Origin of the sequence: Burkholderia sp. BCC1993 (assembly GCF_905339865.1) — a bacterium.
Lineage (GTDB): Bacteria > Pseudomonadota > Gammaproteobacteria > Burkholderiales > Burkholderiaceae > Burkholderia.
Genome location: NZ_CAJPGZ010000001.1, coordinates 112,904 through 129,334 on the forward strand (window position 1 = coordinate 112,904; position 16,431 = coordinate 129,334).

At 69.1% G+C, this 16,431-nt stretch carries 14 protein-coding genes; 8 read left to right on the forward strand and 6 right to left on the reverse strand.

Annotated elements, in window-relative coordinates:
* Window positions 1-4: 4 nt before the first annotated feature.
* Window positions 5-760, reverse strand: coding sequence for a DUF3348 domain-containing protein (locus U4Y91_RS00520; RefSeq protein ID WP_321802503.1), 756 nt, complete (start codon window positions 758-760; stop codon window positions 5-7).
* A gap of 686 nt (window positions 761-1,446) precedes the next feature.
* Here U4Y91_RS00520 and U4Y91_RS00525 point away from each other — a divergent pair.
* Window positions 1,447-2,658, forward strand: a complete 1,212-nt coding sequence (locus tag U4Y91_RS00525; protein ID WP_321802504.1) for a hypothetical protein — start codon at window positions 1,447-1,449, stop codon at window positions 2,656-2,658.
* A 267-nt stretch (window positions 2,659-2,925) separates the two neighbouring features.
* Here U4Y91_RS00525 and U4Y91_RS00530 read toward each other — a convergent pair whose 3' ends face one another.
* The gene (locus U4Y91_RS00530) at window positions 2,926-3,564 is read right to left on the reverse strand and encodes a LysE family translocator (protein ID WP_321802506.1); all 639 of its coding nucleotides are present in this window, start codon (window positions 3,562-3,564) and stop codon (window positions 2,926-2,928) included.
* A 175-nt stretch (window positions 3,565-3,739) separates the two neighbouring features.
* On the opposite strand from U4Y91_RS00530, the gene U4Y91_RS00535 reads away from it, so the two are divergent.
* The 7 genes from U4Y91_RS00535 to U4Y91_RS00565 all read left to right on the forward strand — a co-directional run bounded on the left by U4Y91_RS00535 (window position 3,740) and on the right by U4Y91_RS00565 (window position 12,524).
* Window positions 3,740-4,204 carry a GNAT family N-acetyltransferase gene (locus U4Y91_RS00535; protein WP_321802507.1) on the forward strand — a complete coding sequence of 155 codons (465 nt, stop codon included), beginning with the start codon at window positions 3,740-3,742 and terminating at the stop codon, window positions 4,202-4,204.
* Window positions 4,204-4,779, forward strand: coding sequence for a hypothetical protein (locus U4Y91_RS00540; protein WP_321802509.1), 576 nt, complete (start codon window positions 4,204-4,206; stop codon window positions 4,777-4,779). The genes U4Y91_RS00535 and U4Y91_RS00540 overlap by 1 nt, the downstream gene beginning before the upstream one ends.
* Window positions 4,780-5,008: 229 nt before the next feature.
* On the forward strand, window positions 5,009-6,385 hold the full coding sequence (locus tag U4Y91_RS00545; RefSeq protein WP_321802510.1) for an FAD-containing oxidoreductase: 1,377 nt from the start codon (window positions 5,009-5,011) through the stop codon (window positions 6,383-6,385).
* 202 nt (window positions 6,386-6,587) lie between these two features.
* A complete protein-coding gene (locus U4Y91_RS00550) occupies window positions 6,588-7,817 on the forward strand; it encodes a cyanate transporter (protein ID WP_321802511.1) in 1,230 nt (409 codons plus the stop codon).
* Window positions 7,818-7,967: 150 nt separating this feature from the next.
* A complete protein-coding gene (locus U4Y91_RS00555; protein WP_321802513.1) occupies window positions 7,968-8,738 on the forward strand; it encodes an ABC transporter substrate-binding protein in 771 nt (256 codons plus the stop codon).
* Window positions 8,739-9,052: 314 nt separating this feature from the next.
* Window positions 9,053-10,540, forward strand: a complete 1,488-nt coding sequence (locus U4Y91_RS00560) for an alkaline phosphatase family protein (RefSeq protein WP_321802514.1) — start codon at window positions 9,053-9,055, stop codon at window positions 10,538-10,540.
* A 421-nt stretch (window positions 10,541-10,961) separates the two neighbouring features.
* On the forward strand, window positions 10,962-12,524 hold the full coding sequence (locus U4Y91_RS00565; RefSeq protein ID WP_321802515.1) for a methyl-accepting chemotaxis protein: 1,563 nt from the start codon (window positions 10,962-10,964) through the stop codon (window positions 12,522-12,524).
* A 112-nt stretch (window positions 12,525-12,636) separates the two neighbouring features.
* Here U4Y91_RS00565 and U4Y91_RS00570 read toward each other — a convergent pair whose 3' ends face one another.
* The 4 genes from U4Y91_RS00570 to U4Y91_RS00585 all read right to left on the reverse strand — a co-directional run bounded on the left by U4Y91_RS00570 (window position 12,637) and on the right by U4Y91_RS00585 (window position 16,415).
* Complete coding sequence (locus U4Y91_RS00570; protein WP_321802517.1) at window positions 12,637-13,020, reverse strand: hypothetical protein; 384 nt, start codon at window positions 13,018-13,020, stop codon at window positions 12,637-12,639.
* A gap of 131 nt (window positions 13,021-13,151) precedes the next feature.
* A complete protein-coding gene (locus U4Y91_RS00575; protein WP_321802519.1) occupies window positions 13,152-14,624 on the reverse strand; it encodes an amidohydrolase family protein in 1,473 nt (490 codons plus the stop codon).
* A gap of 103 nt (window positions 14,625-14,727) precedes the next feature.
* Complete coding sequence (locus U4Y91_RS00580; protein WP_321802520.1) at window positions 14,728-16,206, reverse strand: sodium:solute symporter; 1,479 nt, start codon at window positions 16,204-16,206, stop codon at window positions 14,728-14,730.
* A complete protein-coding gene (locus U4Y91_RS00585) occupies window positions 16,203-16,415 on the reverse strand; it encodes a DUF3311 domain-containing protein (protein ID WP_124528938.1) in 213 nt (70 codons plus the stop codon). Before U4Y91_RS00585 ends, U4Y91_RS00580 begins: the two co-directional genes overlap by 4 nt.
* Window positions 16,416-16,431: the final 16 nt, after the last annotated feature.

Here is a 16,431-nt window from a genome sequence, read left to right on the forward strand (position 1 = left end):
GGGATTAGCAGGTACGAAGGGCCGCGAGCAGCCCGTCTACCGTTTGAAACCGGACTTCGAGTTCGGCGAGCAGGATGCTTTGCATCTCGTTGCGGAACGTGTCGAGCCACGTGCCGGGCACGATCGCCGCGGCGCACGGTGCGTCGCCGTCGGGATCGGCATCGGCATCGGCCGCCGCTTGCGCGTCGGCCAGCGCCTGCCGTTCCGCGTCGCGCAGCCGCTCGAAGCGCGTGCCGAGCAGCGCGGGCACGGCGGACAGCAGGCTGCGCTCTCGCGCGCCGAGCACGCGCTCCATGATCGCGTCGAGCGTCGCGAGCCGCGCCATCCCGGACGCGCGCGCGGCCAGCGCGACCCGCAGGCGGCCGCGCAACTGGCCGATCGCCGTTTCCATTTCCTGCTGCAGGGACAGACAGCTCTGGCGGAAGTCCGCGAAGTCGGCCGTGTCGGCGGGCGGCGGCGGCATCTCGCCGGGGCGCCGCCGCGTACGCGGACGGTGGGCGGCCGTGATCGCCTGCGCGAGGTCGTGACGCACGCGCGCGCAGTCGCGCTCGGCGTCGTAACCGCGCACGCCGGCCGCGACGCCGGGCGGGCTCGCATTCAGCGCGGACGACAGCGTGATCGCGTCGGTCCAGCCGATCCATTGGCTCAGGCGGTCCGACAGCGTCTGCCGGGATTCCGCGACGTCGGCATCGGTCAGGCGCGCGAGCAGCCGGACGAGCGTCGGGCCGCTCAGTGCCGGGCGCGAGGGTGCTTGCACCATGCTGCAAACCGTCAAAAAAGGCAGCAGTTTACACGTCGTCGGGAGGTCGGCCGCCAGAATCGGGGAAGCGGCCCGGCACGGCACGCCGCGCAACCGGCGCGAACGCCCGCCGCACAAGGCTCGCGGGGCGGTCGTCGGGGTTTTCGCCAGCGCCGGCGTGGGTCAGGCGACGAGTCGGGCCGCGTTCCAGAGCCGGCGCGGGCGGGCGCGGGCCGGTTCGGGGTTCGGCGTTCGGCGTTCGGCGTTCGGCGTTCGGCGTTCGGCGTTCGGTGCTCGGTGCTCGGTGCTCGGTGCTCGGTGCTCGGTGCTCGGTGCTCGGTGCTCGGTGCTCGGGGCTCGGGGCTCGGGGCTCGGGGCTCGGTGCTCGGGGCTCGGTGCTCGGGGCTCGGTGCTCGGGGCTCGTGCGCAGCTCGTGCGCGGGGCTCGGGGCTCGCGCCTGTGCATCAACAAACGTTCACCCACATGCGTTTCCGTCACGGACGTGCGGTACCATCGCGACACCCGCCACGCGAATCGCGTCCGACGCGGGCCCGCGCCGCCATGCACCCGGCGCGCGGGCCACCTCCGGACGCATTCCGGATATCCGGCCGATATCGGCGAGTCGCAGCGCGCGCCCCCGGGAGACGGGTGGCGCCGCCCATGACAACGAGAGATCAATAACAGACGGGCCTGCCCGACCGCACACGATGATTTCCGACTTCATCGCGCGCCTGCGCGAGCGCTTCAGCAAACCGCCCACCCGGCAGGACTTCGCCGATCGCCTGATCGCCGCGCTGCGCGCGACCGGCGACACGCGCGAGTGGCTTCACGAGGGCGACAAGGGCCGTCTAGTGCAAGCGGACGTCCCGTCGAACGTGATCAACCTGCACAACCTGTTCCGAGACTACGCGGAAGCGAAGCCGGCCGAGCGCGAGGCGACGCTCAAGCGCCAGGCGAACGCGATGATGCAGCACGAAATTCCGGCGAACTTCGCCGACGTGCGCGCGCGGCTGCGCCCGGTGATCCGCAGCGCGACCGAGCGCGGCACGGTCGCGCTGCAGCTCGCCGGACAGCCCGGCGCGTCGGAGGTGGCATTCCGGCCGCTGTGCGAGAACCTCGAGATCGGCATCGCGTACGACGGCGAATTCAGCGTCGCGCGGCTGACGACCGCGCGGCTCGCCGAATGGGGTGTCAGCTTCGACGCCGCCTGCGACATCGCGATCGACAACCTGCGCGGCGTGTCGTCGGCGCCGTGGGCCGCGATGGGCGACGGCGTGTTCCTGTCGCAGTTCGGCGACTACTACGACGCGGCGCGGCTGCTGCTGACCGACCTGCTGCATCGCCAGTCGATCTCCGGCGCGCCGGTGGTGATGGTGCCGAACCGGGCCGTGCTGCTGCTCACCGGCGACCGCAACGCGGCCGGGCTCGCGACGATGGTCGAACTTGCCGAACAGGCGCGCGCGCAGCCGCGCCCGCTGCCGCCGCTGATGCTGCGCTGGGACGGCGCCGCGTGGCGAAATTTCGTCCCGGCGGCGCTGGAAGCGAAGCTGCACGCGCTGCGCGTGGACGAACTCGCCGGCGACTACCAGGATCAGCGGACGCAGCTGGACGATCTGCACAAGCGGGACGGCACCGACATCTTCGTGGCGACCTACACCGTGTATCGGCGGCAGAACGGCGAGCTGTTCAGTGTCAGCGTGTGGAGCGACGGCGTGCCGACGCTGCTGCCCGAGACGGACATCGTCGTGCTCTACCGGGAAGCGACGCGGCAGTCGGCGCACGTGCCGATGGCCGCGCTGCGGGACGCGTGCGGCGACCTGATGACGGCCACCGCGCACCGGCCGGTGCGGTACGAAGTGAAGGCGTTTCCGGACGAGGCGCGGTTCGCGGCGCTGCTGGAGCGGTTTCCGGCGGTGTGATGCGCGCTCGCGCGGGCGGATTGGGCGGATTGGGCGGATTGGGCGGATTGGGCGGATTGGGCGGATTGGGCGGATTGGGCGGATTGGGCGGATTGGGCGGATGGGCGGACGGGCGGACGGGCGGACGGGCGGATCGGGCGGATGGGCCGAACGGGCCGAAAGGGATCTCCCAGCTCGGACCGTCCCGCCACCGCCCGGAATGACCGGCCGCGCCGGCATGCCCGTCGGGAATGAAACGGCGGTGCGCGCGAGCGGCACTGCCTGCCGTCAGATCCCCGCTTTCGGCGCGTTCAGGATCAGCCGCAGGCCGAGCAGCGTGATCGCGCCGGCCGCGACGCGGTCGACCCACTTCTTCGCGCGCAGGTACAGTTCGCGCGGCCGGCGGGTCGAGAAGCACAGCGCGACGATCGTGTACCAGCCGAATTCGACGCCGAACACGAGCGGCGGCAGCGCCAGGTAGCACCAGAGCGGCGGATGCTGCGGCAACAGCGCCGCGAAGATGCTGCCGTACCAGATCGCCGTCTTAGGGTTGCTGAGCTGAGTCGTGAGGCCGGTCCAGAACGACTTGCGCGCGCTGCCGGCGACGACGGCCTGCGGGTCGTCCATCGCGATCGGCCGGTCGGCGCCGCGCCAGATCTTCGACGCCATGTAGATCAGGTATGCGCCGCCGGCCACCTTGAGCCCGACGTACAGCCATTCGACCGCCTGCAGCAGCGTGTAGAGCCCGGCCAGCGCGACGCCGCCGAACGCGATCCCGCCGATGCCCATGCCGAGCGCGGTCGCGAGCCCGTCGCGGCGCGACAGCCCGATCGAATTGCGGGCGACCAGCACGAAACTCGGGCCCGGAATCATTGCGCCAAGCCACAGCGCGGCCAGAATGGCGAGTACGGCAGCCGATGCAGTCATCGAAGTCTCCTTGGTCGGCGCCGAAACGCCGGCGCCTGCGTGTCGCGTCGAGAATCGAGTCGCATTGCATCGATCGCCGACGCTGAAGCCGACGATTCTGGCACGCTTCGCCGCCCGCCGAAAGCGCCCGCGCGCTGCTATGCTGGCTGCCGTTCCCGCCCTCGCGCCCCGCCCCATGATCGAGATCCGCGCCGCCCGCTATCCCGACGATGCCGCCGTCGTCGAAGCGATCTTCCGCGAATACATCGCAAGCCCCACCGTCAGCCTCGCGTTCCAGGACTACGAGCCGGAGCTCGCCGCACTGCCGGGCAAATACGCGGCGCCGCGCGGGCAACTGCTGCTCGCGTGGCACGGCGAGCGCGCGGTCGGCTGCGCGGCGTTTCGCGAAATCGACGCGACGACGTGCGAGATGAAGCGCGTATACGTGCGTCCCGACGCGCGCGGGCTGAACGTCGGCCGCCAACTCGTCAAACGGCTGCTGCGCGACGCGAAGGCGGCCGGCTATGCGCGGATGTGCCTCGACGTGCTGCCCGAGTTCGTCGCCGCAAGGCAACTGTATGGTTCACTCGGCTTCACGCCCGCGCCGCCGGTCGCGTTTAATCCGGTGCCGGGCACCGAGTTCCTCGGGCGGGATCTGTGATGAGCGCCACCGCACGCTGCGCCCTGGTTGCGCTGCTGGCCGCGCTGTCGTCCGGCGCACGCGCCGGCGGCCTGCCGCCATCGGTCGCGACGCAACTGCCGTCCGGCTACCAGCCGTTCGTCGCGCAGGAAGGGCCGGACCTCGGCAGCGGACGGCGCAGCTTTCTCGTCGTCGTGCATCGCGAAGCCGATACGCGCACACAGCCGTCGCCGCGCCCGCTGCTGATCTTCGAGGAGCAGCCCGATCGCGCGTACCGGCTCGCCGCGCGCAACGACCACGTCGTCCTGCGCGCGAACGAAGGCGGCCAGTGCGATCCGTTCGATCCCGAAGACGCCGCCGACAGCGGCCTCGCGGTGACAGGCCGCTATTTCACCGTGCAGAACTTCGTCGCCTGCGGGCAACACTGGAGCGACTACGTGACGTTCCGCTACGACCCGCGCACCCGCGGCTGGCTGTTCTCCAGCGAGGTCTACACCGAATCGTTTCCGCTCGACGACAAGCCCGACGAAGTCACCGTCACGCGCGCCGATGCGCACCGGCCGGTGTCGTTCGGCCAATGGCGGCGCAAGGACTGAACCACCGTGCAGGGCAAGCCTGCACGGGCGCGGGGCCGCACCGCTGCCGGGCATGAGGCCGCTCCGCCCGCCATCCTGAACCAGGTTGCGCCGCGCGCGCATCCGTACGACTCGCCTCCCCCCGCCAACCGGTCTACCATAAACGCTCGTCGCCGTTCGGGCGCGCGCCGGCGCAGCATGCGGCTTGCGCGTGGTCCCTTCCCACGTTGAACCAGCGCAGGAGGACGTCATGACGCAACACTTCGATGCGATCGTCATCGGCACAGGCCAGGCCGGGCCGCCGCTCGCCGCGCGGCTCGCCGGCGCCGGCATGAAAGTCGCGATCGTCGAACGCGGCCGTTTCGGCGGCACCTGCGTGAACACCGGCTGCATCCCGACCAAAACGCTGATCGCGAGCGCGTATGCCGCGCAACTCGCGCGGCGCGCGCAAGAATACGGCGTGTCGGTCGGGCCCGTCAGCGTCGACATGAAGGCCGTGAAGGCGCGCAAGGACCGGATCTCCGGCCGCTCGAACCACGGCGTCGAGCAATGGGTGCGCGGGCTCGACCACACGACGGTGTTTCAGGGTCACGCCCGATTCGAGCAGCCCGATGCGGTGCGCGTGGGCGACGACGTGCTCGAGGCCGAACGCATCTTCATCAACGTCGGCGGACGCGCGCAGATCCCGCCGATGCCGGGCCTCGACTCGGTGCCGTACCTGACCAACTCGACGATGATGGACGTCGACTTCCTGCCCGGGCATCTCGTGATCATCGGCGGCAGCTACGTCGGGCTCGAATTCGGCCAGATGTACCGCCGCTTCGGCTCGAAGGTCACGATCGTCGAGAAAGGCGCGCGCCTGATCCATCGCGAGGACGAGGACGTGTCGCAGGCCGTGCGCGAGATTCTCGAGAACGAAGGCATCGACGTGCAGCTCGACGCGAACTGCCTGAGCGCACGGCGCGACGGCGACGGCGTCGTGGTCGGCCTCGACTGCACCGGCGGCCGCCGCGAGGTCGCGGGCTCGCACCTGCTGCTCGCGGTCGGCCGCGTGCCGAACACCGACGATCTCGGGCTCGAACGGGCCGGCGTCGCGACCGACGCGCGCGGCTACATCACGGTCGACGACCAGCTGCGCACCAGCGTGCCCGGCATCTGGGCGCTCGGCGACTGCAACGGGCGCGGCGCGTTCACGCACACCGCGTACAACGACTACGAGATCGTCGCGGCCAACCTGCTAGACAACGACCCGCGCAAGGTGTCCGACCGCATCACCGCGTACGCGATGTACGTCGATCCGCCGCTCGCCCGCATCGGCATGACGCTCGCGGAAGCGAAGCAGACCGGCCGCCGGCTGCTGGTCGGCACGCGGCCGATGACGCGCGTCGGCCGTGCGGTGGAAAAAGGCGAGAGCCAGGGCTTCATGAAGGTGATCGTCGACGCGGACAGCCATGCGATTCTCGGCGCGTCGATCCTCGGCGTGACCGGCGACGAGGTCGTGCACGGCATGCTCGACGTGATGGCCGCCGGCGCGCCGTACACGACGATCAGCCGCGCGATGCACATCCACCCGACCGTGTCGGAGCTCGTGCCGACCTTGCTGCAGGATCTGCATCCGGTCGAATGAAGGATCGCGGAAACGGGCGTGCATCCTGCGCGCCCGTTATGCACGCGCGCTGCACATTGCCCATCCGGCCCCGTCACGCGGCGCCGCGCCATCGCAAACCGCACTGATAGCCAGTCGAATATTTAATTTTCACCTGGGCAAGCGCGCCTTTACCCTTTCGGCATCGCATCACAGGGCCACCGGCCCCCTCTGGAGCATTCCGATGACCGACCCCGGCACCGCGCAAGCCGTTTCCCGCCCGCACGCGACTTCCGTGTCCTATGGCGCGCTCGCGCTGCTCGTGCTGGCCGGACTCAACCTGCGTCCGTTCCTGACCGCGTTCGGCCCCGTGCTCGACCTCGTGCGTGCCGACACGGGCCTCGGTTTCCGCGCGGCGGCGCTGCTGACCACGCTGCCCTTCGTGCTGATGGGTGTCGTCGCCGGCCTCGGCGTCGGGCTCGCGCGGCGCGTCGGCGAGCAGCGCGCGCTGCTCGCCGCGCTGGCGTTGATCGCCGCGGGTTGTACCGCGCGCTTGTGGAGCGACGGCAGCACTGGACTGGCCGTCACGGCAATCGTCGCGGGGGCGGGCGTCGCCGTGGTGCAGTCGCTCGCGCCGGGCCTCGCCAAGCGCTGGTTCGTCGACCGGCTGCCGCTCGCGATGGGCCTCTATTCGGCCGCGCTGGTCGGCGGCGGTGCGTTCGGCGCGGTCGCGAGTCCGTGGCTCGCCGCGCACGGCGGCTGGCACCTGTCGCTCGCCGTGTGGGCCGTGCCCGCGCTCGTCACGCTCGCGCTGTGGCGCGCGAAGGCGCCGCGCGACGCGCTGCATGCCGCGGCGGTATCCGCGCCCGTCACCGCGTTCGTACGCATTCCGCGCGCATGGCAACTCGCGCTGTTCTTCGGCCTCAGCAACAGCGGCTATGCGAGCCTCGTCGCGTGGCTGCCCGCGTTTTATCGCAGCGTCGGCATGAACCCGCAGGCGAGCGGCAACCTGCTCGCGTGGATGGCGCTGTTCCAGGCGGCCGGCGCGCTCGCGATGCCGATGCTCGCGAAACGTTCGCACGATCGCCGCCCGGTGCTGTGGCTCACGCTCGCGCTGCAGGCGGCCGGCTTCGCCGGCTTCGCGACGATGCCCGCGCTCGCGCCGTGGGTGTGGGTCGCGAGCGTCGGCATCGGGCTCGGCGGCTTCTTCTCGATGAGCCTGATCGTCACGCTCGATCACCTGCCCGATGCGCGGCTCGCGGGTGCGCTCGCCGCGTTCGTGCAAGGCGTCGGCTTCCTGACCGTCGCCGCGAGCCCGTGGTTGATCGGCTGGCTGCGCGACGCCGGCGGCGGCTTCGCGATCGCGTGGTGGATGCATCTCGGCGTGATCGCGTCGATGGCCGCGCTGAACGCCACGTTCTCGCCCGCCGGCTACCGGCGCAGCATGGCGCGCCTCACCGGCGCCGCGCGCTGACACCGCACCACCGGATTCCCTGATCCGGACGGCCGCCGGCATCTTCCGGCGCTCGTCCAGCCGCCCGCGCATGGCCGGGCGCGGGCCGTCACGCCCATCGGCCGCGTATCGCTTCACCTCGAACAACATCAATCGGTATTGGAGACAGTCATGAAAAAGCTCGTCATCGCCGTCGCGCTCGCGCTGACGGCCGGCGCCGCCGCCGCGAAAGACCCGGCCGTCCTGCGCCTCGGCGTCGATCCCAGCTACGCGCCGTTCGAATCGCTCGCACCCGACGGCACGCTCGTCGGCTTCGACATCGATCTCGGCAACGCGATCTGCGAACGCATGAAGGTGCGCTGCGTGTGGGTCGAAAACGCCTTCGACGGGATGATCCCGGCGCTGAAGGCGCGCAAGTTCGACGGCGTGCTGTCGTCGATGAGCGTGACCGAGAAGCGCCTCGCGCAGATCGCATTCACCGACAAGATCAACAACGTGCCGCCGCGCCTCGTCGCGCGACGCGGCGCGAACCTGCAGCCGACGGCCGAGTCGCTGGCCGGCAAGAGCGTCGGCGTCGAACAGGGGTCGACGCAGGAGACCTATGCGCGCACGTACTGGGAACCGAAGGGCGTGATCGTGCGCACGTACCAGACGCAGGACCTCGTCTATCAGGATTTGATTTCCGGTCGTCTCGACGCGTCGCTGCAGTCGTCGGTGCAGGCCGATCTCGGCTTCCTGAAGACCGCGAAGGGCGCGAACTTCGCGTTCGCGGGGCCGTCGCTGCATGATCCGAAGACGCTCGGCGTCGGCTCCGCGATCGGCGTGCGCAAGGACGACGACGCGCTGCGCATGCAGATCAACCAGGCGCTCGCAAGCCTGATTCAGGACGGCACGTATCAACGGATCGCGAAGAAGTATTTCTCGTTCGATATCTACAACTGACGGACACGGCCGGTTGCGGCCGGCGGCTGAAAGGGGCGTCGCATGCGAGTGCGACGCCCCTTTCTTCTTTTCCGGAACCGGTTCGTCGATCCCTTTTTGACCCACGCTCGGTGCAATGGCATCGACCCATCCATCGTCTGACGACGGCCTCGCTGTCCGGCCCCCCGCGGCGTGCCGCCCGTTCCGCGACAGGCACGAAGCTTGCGCCTTGCGCCCGCTCGCCTGTTCGAACGGCGAGCGCGCGTCGCTTCGCGGCTGCTGCGATGCGTGATCGGCTGGCCAGCGCCGCATCCAATAACGAAGGAGACGTTGTCATGGACGAGACGAATGCATATCGCCGCTACAATCGCCGCCGCTTTCTCGCCGGCGTTGCCGCGGTGGCCGGCAGTGTCGCACTGCCGGGTTGCGGCGGCGGAGGGGACAGCATATCGGCCGTGGACGGCAATGCGCCCGCCCCATCGATCGGCGACACGCCGTCGCCGAACGGCGGCAATCGTTACAGCCTGCCGCGGCCGGCGTTGCCCGACCCGGCGAGTTCCGGCATCGATCACATCGTGCTGGTCACGATGGAAAATCGATCGTTCGACCATTTCATGAGCTGGGTGCCGGGTGCCGAGGGGATGCCCGCCAATCGGCAGTTCAGGGACGCGTTCGGCGGGACCAATGCACCGTTTCCGCTGTCGGCCAATCCCGCCTACGGCTATCAGGCATGCGCGTACCACGACCCGAACCACACCTACCAGGGCGCGCGCACGCAACTGGCTTCGGGCGAGATGAACGGCTGGCTCCTGACGCCTGGAACGAGCCTGACCCAGGGCGACCTGCTGCCGATCGGCTATTACACGTCGGCCGACCTGCCGTTCTTCAGCGCGGCGGCAAGCAGCTACACCATCGGCGACTTCTACTTCACCGGCGTGCTGACCAATACGTTTCCGAATCGCCTCTACCTGCACAGCGGCGCCACCGACCGCCTCACCGACACCCCCGACAATTCGTCGCTGCGCACGATCTGGGACAACCTGAGCGACGCCAGCATCGGTTGCAGTTACTACTACCACGACGTGCCGTTCACCGCGCTGTATGGCACGCGCTATCTCGGCATCTCGCATGCGTTCGCGGAGTTCCTGTCGAATGCGGCGGCGGGAACGCTGCCGCCATTCTGCATGGTCGACCCGGTTTTCGCGGGCGAGCTGCAAGGTGCGTCCGCGGACGACCATCCGCATGCGGACATCCGCGACGGGCAGGCGTTTCTCAACCAGGTGTATGACGCGCTGCGCACGAGTCCCACCTGGAACCGCACGCTGATGATCGTCGTATATGACGAGTGGGGCGGTTTTCTCGAGCATGCGGTGCCGCCGATCCGGCCGATCAGCAACAACGAGCTCGCGCTCGGCAACGACGGCAAGCTCGGCTTTCGCGTGCCGCTCGCCATGCTCGGCCCGCGCGTTCGGGCAGGCTCGGTGACGCGCTACCCGTTCGACCCGAGCTCGATTCACGCGCTGCTGCAATGGCGTTTCGGGTTGAAGCCGCTCGGCGTGCGCGGCAGCGATCCGGCGACCTTCAATCTCGCATACGCGCTCGATTTCAACGACGCGCCGCGCACGGACGCGCCGGCGTTCACGGTCCCGCAAGGTCCGTTCGGCGGAACGTGTCCCGGGGCGGCCGCGCCCTCGTCGCCCGGTTCGGTTACCGGCGTGGATCCGTCGCAAATGGCGGCCAATCCGGCGGCCAATCCGGCGGTCGACCGCTTCGCCGAGTTGCGCGAGAAGGCCGCGGCACTGGGGTTCAGGACCGGAGGCTGACGGCCACGCGGAGGCGGCGGCCGACACACCATACGGCGACAGGCGAGCGATGGTCGGGGATCCGTGGGGCAACACCCGGCTGATCGCCACGCATCAGCGCGATCGGTCGATCGCCGAGATCCGGTCGCGACTGGCAGATGGCCGGGGCCACGGACGATTCGGGTGAATCCCGAGCGGCGCATGCGACGTGGCCTCGACGATCGGCACGGCTTGCTTCACGCGCGCGCATCCGCCCTCCGTCCTCCGCTGTCGCAATCATTCAGATTCGCGTCGCGTGCAGATAAAACCTCCGCCCCCGGCCCGCCGTTAACCCGTTCGCAGTCCCGGCGCCCCGCCTTGCAACGCGGCGCCCGTCGTCGTTCGTGATCCGGAATCCACATCCACCGTCGGCCGCCCGTCGGGCCGCCGGCAAGGGAACGTCATGCGAAAACTCACCATCCGCGGCGGCCTCGTCGCGACCGTCGCCGGCTATACGGCGCTGCTCGTACTGGTCGTCGGCGCGTGCATCGCCGCGCTCTACGCCGGCAACGGCTCGCTCGAAGCGATGTACCGCGACGACACCGCGTCGCTGCTGCACCTGAAAACCAGCTCGGAGCGCATGCTCGTGCTGCGCGAACGCGTCAGCGACGTCGCGCAGATCATCAGCGCCGGCCAGCCCGCGAAGGCGGAAATCGCGCAGCTCCACACGCTCCTGAAGCAGAGCGACGACGAACTGGACGCGTACTCGCGGCTGCATGCGCGCGACGCCGACGAGCAGGCATTGTTCGATACGCTGCAGCAGCGCCGTCGCATGTTGCTCGATCAGGTTTTCCTGAAAGCGATGTCGCAACTCGACCACGACAACGCCTTCGACTTCCTCGACACGCACCGCACCGCGCCGCCGGCCCTCTTCACCGCTTACCAGGAAGCGATCGATGCGCTCGAATCGTTCCAGGTCGCGCGCCAGAAGGCGCGCTACGACGCGGCAGGCGAACGCTTCCACCGGATCGTGTGGGCCATGGCGGCGGTCGCCGCCTTCGCGCTGGTCGTCGGCTTCCTGGCGCAGCGCGTGCTCGCGAAGGCGATCATCGCGCCGATCCATCTCGCCGTCGCGCATTTCGACAGGATCTCGAAAGGCGACCTGACCGGCACGGTCGTCATTCCGGGCGAAAACGAAATGGCGTATCTGTTGAATGCGTTGAAGCGCATGCAGGACGGCCTCGTCGAAACCGTGAGCCAGGTGCGCACGAGCACCGAGACGATCGTCGGCGACGTGCGCACGATCGCGAGCGGCAACGTCGACCTGTCCGCGCGCACCGAGCAGCAGTCCGTCTCGCTGCAGCAAGCCGCGGCGAGCGTGGAGCAACTGACGGCAACCGTGCGCCAGAACGCGGACAACGCACGCGATGCGCGCACTTACGCCGAGGGTGCGGCCGGCATCGCGACAAAAGGCGGAGACGCGATGCTGCGCGTCGTCGAGACGATGTCGGCGATCTCGCACAGCTCCGCGCGGATTTCCGGCATCGTCGGCGTGATCGAAAGCATCGCATTCCAGACCAACATCCTCGCGTTGAACGCCGCCGTCGAAGCGGCACGCGCGGGCGAACAGGGGCGCGGTTTCGCCGTCGTCGCGACCGAGGTGCGGGGGCTCGCGCAGCGCTGCGCATCGGCGGCGAAGGAGATTCGCGAACTCATCGGCAATTCCGCGCAGCGCGTCGAAGACGGCAGCGGTCTCGTCGCACTCGCCGGTTCGGCGATGACCGAGCTCGTCGTCGCGGTCGAGCGCGTGAACGCGATCATGGGCGAAACGAGCATCGCCTTCGACGAGCAGTCCGCCGGCATCGAGCAGGTGAATGCCGCGGTCATCCAGATGGAGCAGACGATGCAGCGCAATGCCGCGCTGGTCGAGGAAGCGGCCGCCGCGGCGCTGTCGCTCGAGGATCAGGGCGCGCGGCTCAGCGATGCCGTCGCGCAATTCCGTCTGCGAGAAGCGGCGGCGGCGTGATGTAACGGCCCGGCCCGTGGCGGGCTGGCCGGCACGTCACGACACCCGGGCCGCAGCCCGGTGTCGTGACGGGAAACAGGTGGATCGCCGGTGTACGGTGTGCCGTGTGTGACTAGACCGCCCGCTCCAGCAGGTCGGTTGCGAATGACTTCGCATGCTCGACGGCCTCCTGCGCATCGGGGAATACACCGAGCTGCTCCCAGTGCTCTTCGGCCGCGTAGGTTCCCCTCACCGCCAGCGCCCGCTGAACGCGCAACTGCGCCGCGTATTTGCCGTCGTCCAGTGGCCGGGCCGTCGCGACGACCTTGTGCGGCGGGCTCGCTCGCTCCGGCTGAACCAGTTCGACGGAGCCACCGGCCGTGCCGATCGCCATCAACTCGTTCCTGGTCTTGCAGTCCGGGCAGTAGAAGCACCATCCCGCATCATCCTGGCGAGACTTGACCTGCCCGCGCGCCAGCACGGCACGACATTCAACGTTTTCGCAGATGAACGGCATAGCTGTCTCCGAAGTTGTTTGAGAGAAATCCTAGCATGTCCGTCGGCGGCGAAACCAGAAAAAAAGCCGGCCCCGAAAGGACCGGCCTCGCCGACATCGCACCGCGCAAATGCCGGCCCGCGCGGCGTCGTTCAGTAGCGGCTGCGCCCCCACAGCGTCTTCGGTTCGTCGAGCAGGCGACGCAACCCGCTGCGCTCGATCATCGTCGCCGCGACCGCCATCACGCGCTCGAGAATCGCGTTCTCGTCGACCGACAGCACGCGACGATCCTCCATCAGCACACGGCCGCCGACCATCGTCATGCACACGTCGGCCGCGTTTGCGAAACACGTCACTCGATACACCGGCATGTTCATCGGCATCATGTGCGGGCGGAACAGGTCGACAAGAATGATGTCGGCGAGCTTGCCGGCTTCGAGCGAACCGATCTCGTGATCGAGCGACAGCGCCTTCGCCGCGTCGATCGTCACCATCTCCAGCACCTTGCCGTGCGGCAGCACGTCCGGATCGCGGAAGTGGCGACGATGGTAGTGCATGCACTGCCACATGTGGCGGAACATGTCGTAGCCGCGATCGGGCGCCGCGCCGTCCGACGCGATCGCGACCGTCACGCCCGCGTCGATCAGCTCGGGCACCGGGCAGCGGCCGATGATCGACATGATCGCGCTCGGGTTGTGGACGATCGCGGTGCCGGTTTCCACGCACGCGGCGATGTCGGCGTCGGTCAGGTCGATGCTGTGCGACATGAAAGACGTCGGGCCGAGCAGTCCGAGCTCGCGATGCGCGAACGCGAGCGTGCCGGCGCGGTGCCCGTCCTGCGTGAACGTCAGGCCGCGCTCGCGCGCAAGCGCGCCGTAGCGTGCCGCCTGGTCGCGGAAATCCCGCTCGTACTGCGCGAGTTCCGGGTCATGCTCGGGCCCGTACACCGGCAGCGTGATCGCAATCCGGATTCGACCGTCGGCGTCGCCGTGGCATTCGTCGACGATGCGTTCGCACACGTCGTACATCGTGTCGAAATCGATGTCGCGCGTGTCGTTGCCATCCGGCGTGTGGCGTGTGTACGCGCGCGGCGTGGGCGGGCGCGACGGGCCGACGGCGACGATCGAGCGCGTGCCGGTTCGCACCACGGCATCGCAATGACGCCGCGCGTAGACGGGATCGTCGACGCGCATGATCGAGTTGCCGCCGCCGAGCAGCGACACGCCCGTCGTCACGCCGGCCTTCAACCGTTCGAGCGCGGCGAGGTGCGATTCGGTTTCCCAGAACGCCTCGTCCGAGGCGCGCGTGTAGATCGTCTCGGCCGCGGCCGACCACGCATCGCCGTCCGCGCCGCCGATCGTGCGCAGCATCGCGTGGCCCGCGTGCGCATGCGCATCGATCAGGCCCGGCAGCACGGCCTTGCGGCGTGCGTCGATCGTGCGTGCGGCACGGAAGCGCGCCTGCAATTCGGCGGTGTCGCCGACGGCGACGATGCGATCGCCCCTCACGGCAACCGCGCCGTTCTCGATCACGCGCCGCTGCGGGTCCATCGTGATCACGCAGCCATTCGCGATCAGGGTGTCGATCGCTTCGCGCCGGTCGTCGGCCTTGTCCTCGGTCGTCATCGTTTCGGTGTCCTGTTGTAGTTCGAAGGGGCCGGGCGCCGCCGCACGGAAAAACCGCCGGGCAGTCGTCCGGCGGTTCGGCGGCGGCACGCCGATCGGGTCGTCACGCGGAGCGGGCCGGCGCGGCCACGCGCGCCTTCAGCTTGCGCTGCGCCGCGCTGATCGCGATGAACACCACCGCGTTCACGGCGAGCGCGACGAGCCCGGGGTTGATCGACGTCAGCGTGTTCGACGCGCCGGGGAACAGCGAGACGAGCGTCACGCCGTAGTAGTTCGTCAGCGCGATCACGATCGCACCGGCGACGATCCCCGCGAACGCGCCTTCCCGCGTGCCGAACGGCCGCTTCAGGAAGCTCGACGCGAGCATCGGCACGAGCTGCGTGAGCAGGCTCGACGAGAAGATCGCGAGCGTGACGAAGGTCGCGCCGCCGCGCAGCACGAAGTAGACGACCACCAGCGTGAAGATCGGCAGCGCGATCCGCGCGACGCGCGTCACCTCGCGGTCGGTCGCATTCGGCGCGAAGCCTTCGCGGTAGATGTTGCGCGCGATCGTCGTCGAGGCGTTCAGCATGATCAGCGAGCCCGGTACCAGCGCGGTCAGCAGGCCCGTGCCGCCGACGATGCCGACGAACCACGCGGGGAACGTCTGCTTCACGAGACGCAGCAGCGCGAGGTCGGTCTGCGCGCCTTCGAGCCCGTGCACCGTCATCACGGCCGCGAAGCCGACGAGGAACAGGAACGCGATCAGCACCTGGTACAGCGGCATCAGGATCACGTTGCGGCGCAGCGCGCGTTCGTCCTTCGCGACGTAGATCGCGGTGAAGCCGTGCGGATACAGGTAATAGCCGAGCGACGTGAGCAGGATCGTCGAGTTGTACCAGCTCAGGTTGAAGCCGTGCTCGGGCATGCGCAGCAGTTCGGGATGCGCGGCGTCGATCTTCGCGAACATCTCGCCGAGGCCGCCGTAGTAGTGGATCGGCAGGTACAGGCCGAGGAAGATCGCGATCGCGAGGATCAGCACATCCTTGAAGATCGCGATGCTCGCCGAACCGTGGATGCCCGACACGACCATGTACACGGCCATCAGCGTCGCGGCGATCCAGATCGCGGCCGCTTGCGGAATCAGCCCGTACGACATCTCGGACACGATCACGCCGAGGCCGCGCAGCTGGATCATCAGCAGCGACACCATCGCGAACACGGCCACCACCGACACCAGCACGCCGATCGCGCGGCTGTCGTACTTCGACGCGAAGTAGTCGGCGAACGACACGAGCCCGCGCGCCTTCGCGTAGCGCCACACCGCGGGCAGCATCCAGTAGCCGATCACGAACGCGAGGCAGCCGTACGACAGGATGTAGAACGCGGGCACGCCCTTGCTGTAGGTCCAGCCGCTCGCGCCGAGGAACGAGAACGTCGAGAACGCCTCGCCGGCCATCAGCAGGAACGTGAGCAGCGAGCCGAAGCCGCGCCCGCCGACCGCCCACTGCTCGAGCGTGAGCTTGCGGCCGCGCCGCGCCATCACGCCGATCGCGAGTGCGAACACGGCGAACGCCGCGATGATGATGATCGAGGCGTTCATCGCGCGTCCCCCGTGCGGCCGTCGCGGGCCGCGTCGCGCTCGTCGAGATGGAACAGGATCGCGAGGATCGCGGCGGTCGCCGCCATCCAGATCAGGTTCCACACGAGCAGGAACGGCAGGCCGAACAGCAGCGGCCGCACCTCGGCGATCGAGCCGCCGGTGTACATCCCGACGAACGGCAACGCCGCGAGCAACAGTCTGAATTTCATCTATGTCTCCTCCGGA

Bases quoted from the DNA above. Each gene is read 5' to 3' on its own strand.
- U4Y91_RS00520 (WP_321802503.1), bottom strand. From the start codon at position 760: ATGGTGCAAGCACCCTCGCGCCCGGCACTGAGCGGCCCGACGCTCGTC.
- U4Y91_RS00525 (WP_321802504.1), top strand. From the start codon at position 1,447: ATGATTTCCGACTTCATCGCGCGCCTGCGCGAGCGCTTCAGCAAACCG.
- U4Y91_RS00530 (WP_321802506.1), bottom strand. From the start codon at position 3,564: ATGACTGCATCGGCTGCCGTACTCGCCATTCTGGCCGCGCTGTGGCTT.
- U4Y91_RS00535 (WP_321802507.1), top strand. From the start codon at position 3,740: ATGATCGAGATCCGCGCCGCCCGCTATCCCGACGATGCCGCCGTCGTC.
- U4Y91_RS00540 (WP_321802509.1), top strand. From the start codon at position 4,204: ATGAGCGCCACCGCACGCTGCGCCCTGGTTGCGCTGCTGGCCGCGCTG.
- U4Y91_RS00545 (WP_321802510.1), top strand. From the start codon at position 5,009: ATGACGCAACACTTCGATGCGATCGTCATCGGCACAGGCCAGGCCGGG.
- U4Y91_RS00550 (WP_321802511.1), top strand. From the start codon at position 6,588: ATGACCGACCCCGGCACCGCGCAAGCCGTTTCCCGCCCGCACGCGACT.
- U4Y91_RS00555 (WP_321802513.1), top strand. From the start codon at position 7,968: ATGAAAAAGCTCGTCATCGCCGTCGCGCTCGCGCTGACGGCCGGCGCC.
- U4Y91_RS00560 (WP_321802514.1), top strand. From the start codon at position 9,053: ATGGACGAGACGAATGCATATCGCCGCTACAATCGCCGCCGCTTTCTC.
- U4Y91_RS00565 (WP_321802515.1), top strand. From the start codon at position 10,962: ATGCGAAAACTCACCATCCGCGGCGGCCTCGTCGCGACCGTCGCCGGC.
- U4Y91_RS00570 (WP_321802517.1), bottom strand. From the start codon at position 13,020: ATGCCGTTCATCTGCGAAAACGTTGAATGTCGTGCCGTGCTGGCGCGC.
- U4Y91_RS00575 (WP_321802519.1), bottom strand. From the start codon at position 14,624: ATGACGACCGAGGACAAGGCCGACGACCGGCGCGAAGCGATCGACACC.
- U4Y91_RS00580 (WP_321802520.1), bottom strand. From the start codon at position 16,206: ATGAACGCCTCGATCATCATCATCGCGGCGTTCGCCGTGTTCGCACTC.
- U4Y91_RS00585 (WP_124528938.1), bottom strand. From the start codon at position 16,415: ATGAAATTCAGACTGTTGCTCGCGGCGTTGCCGTTCGTCGGGATGTAC.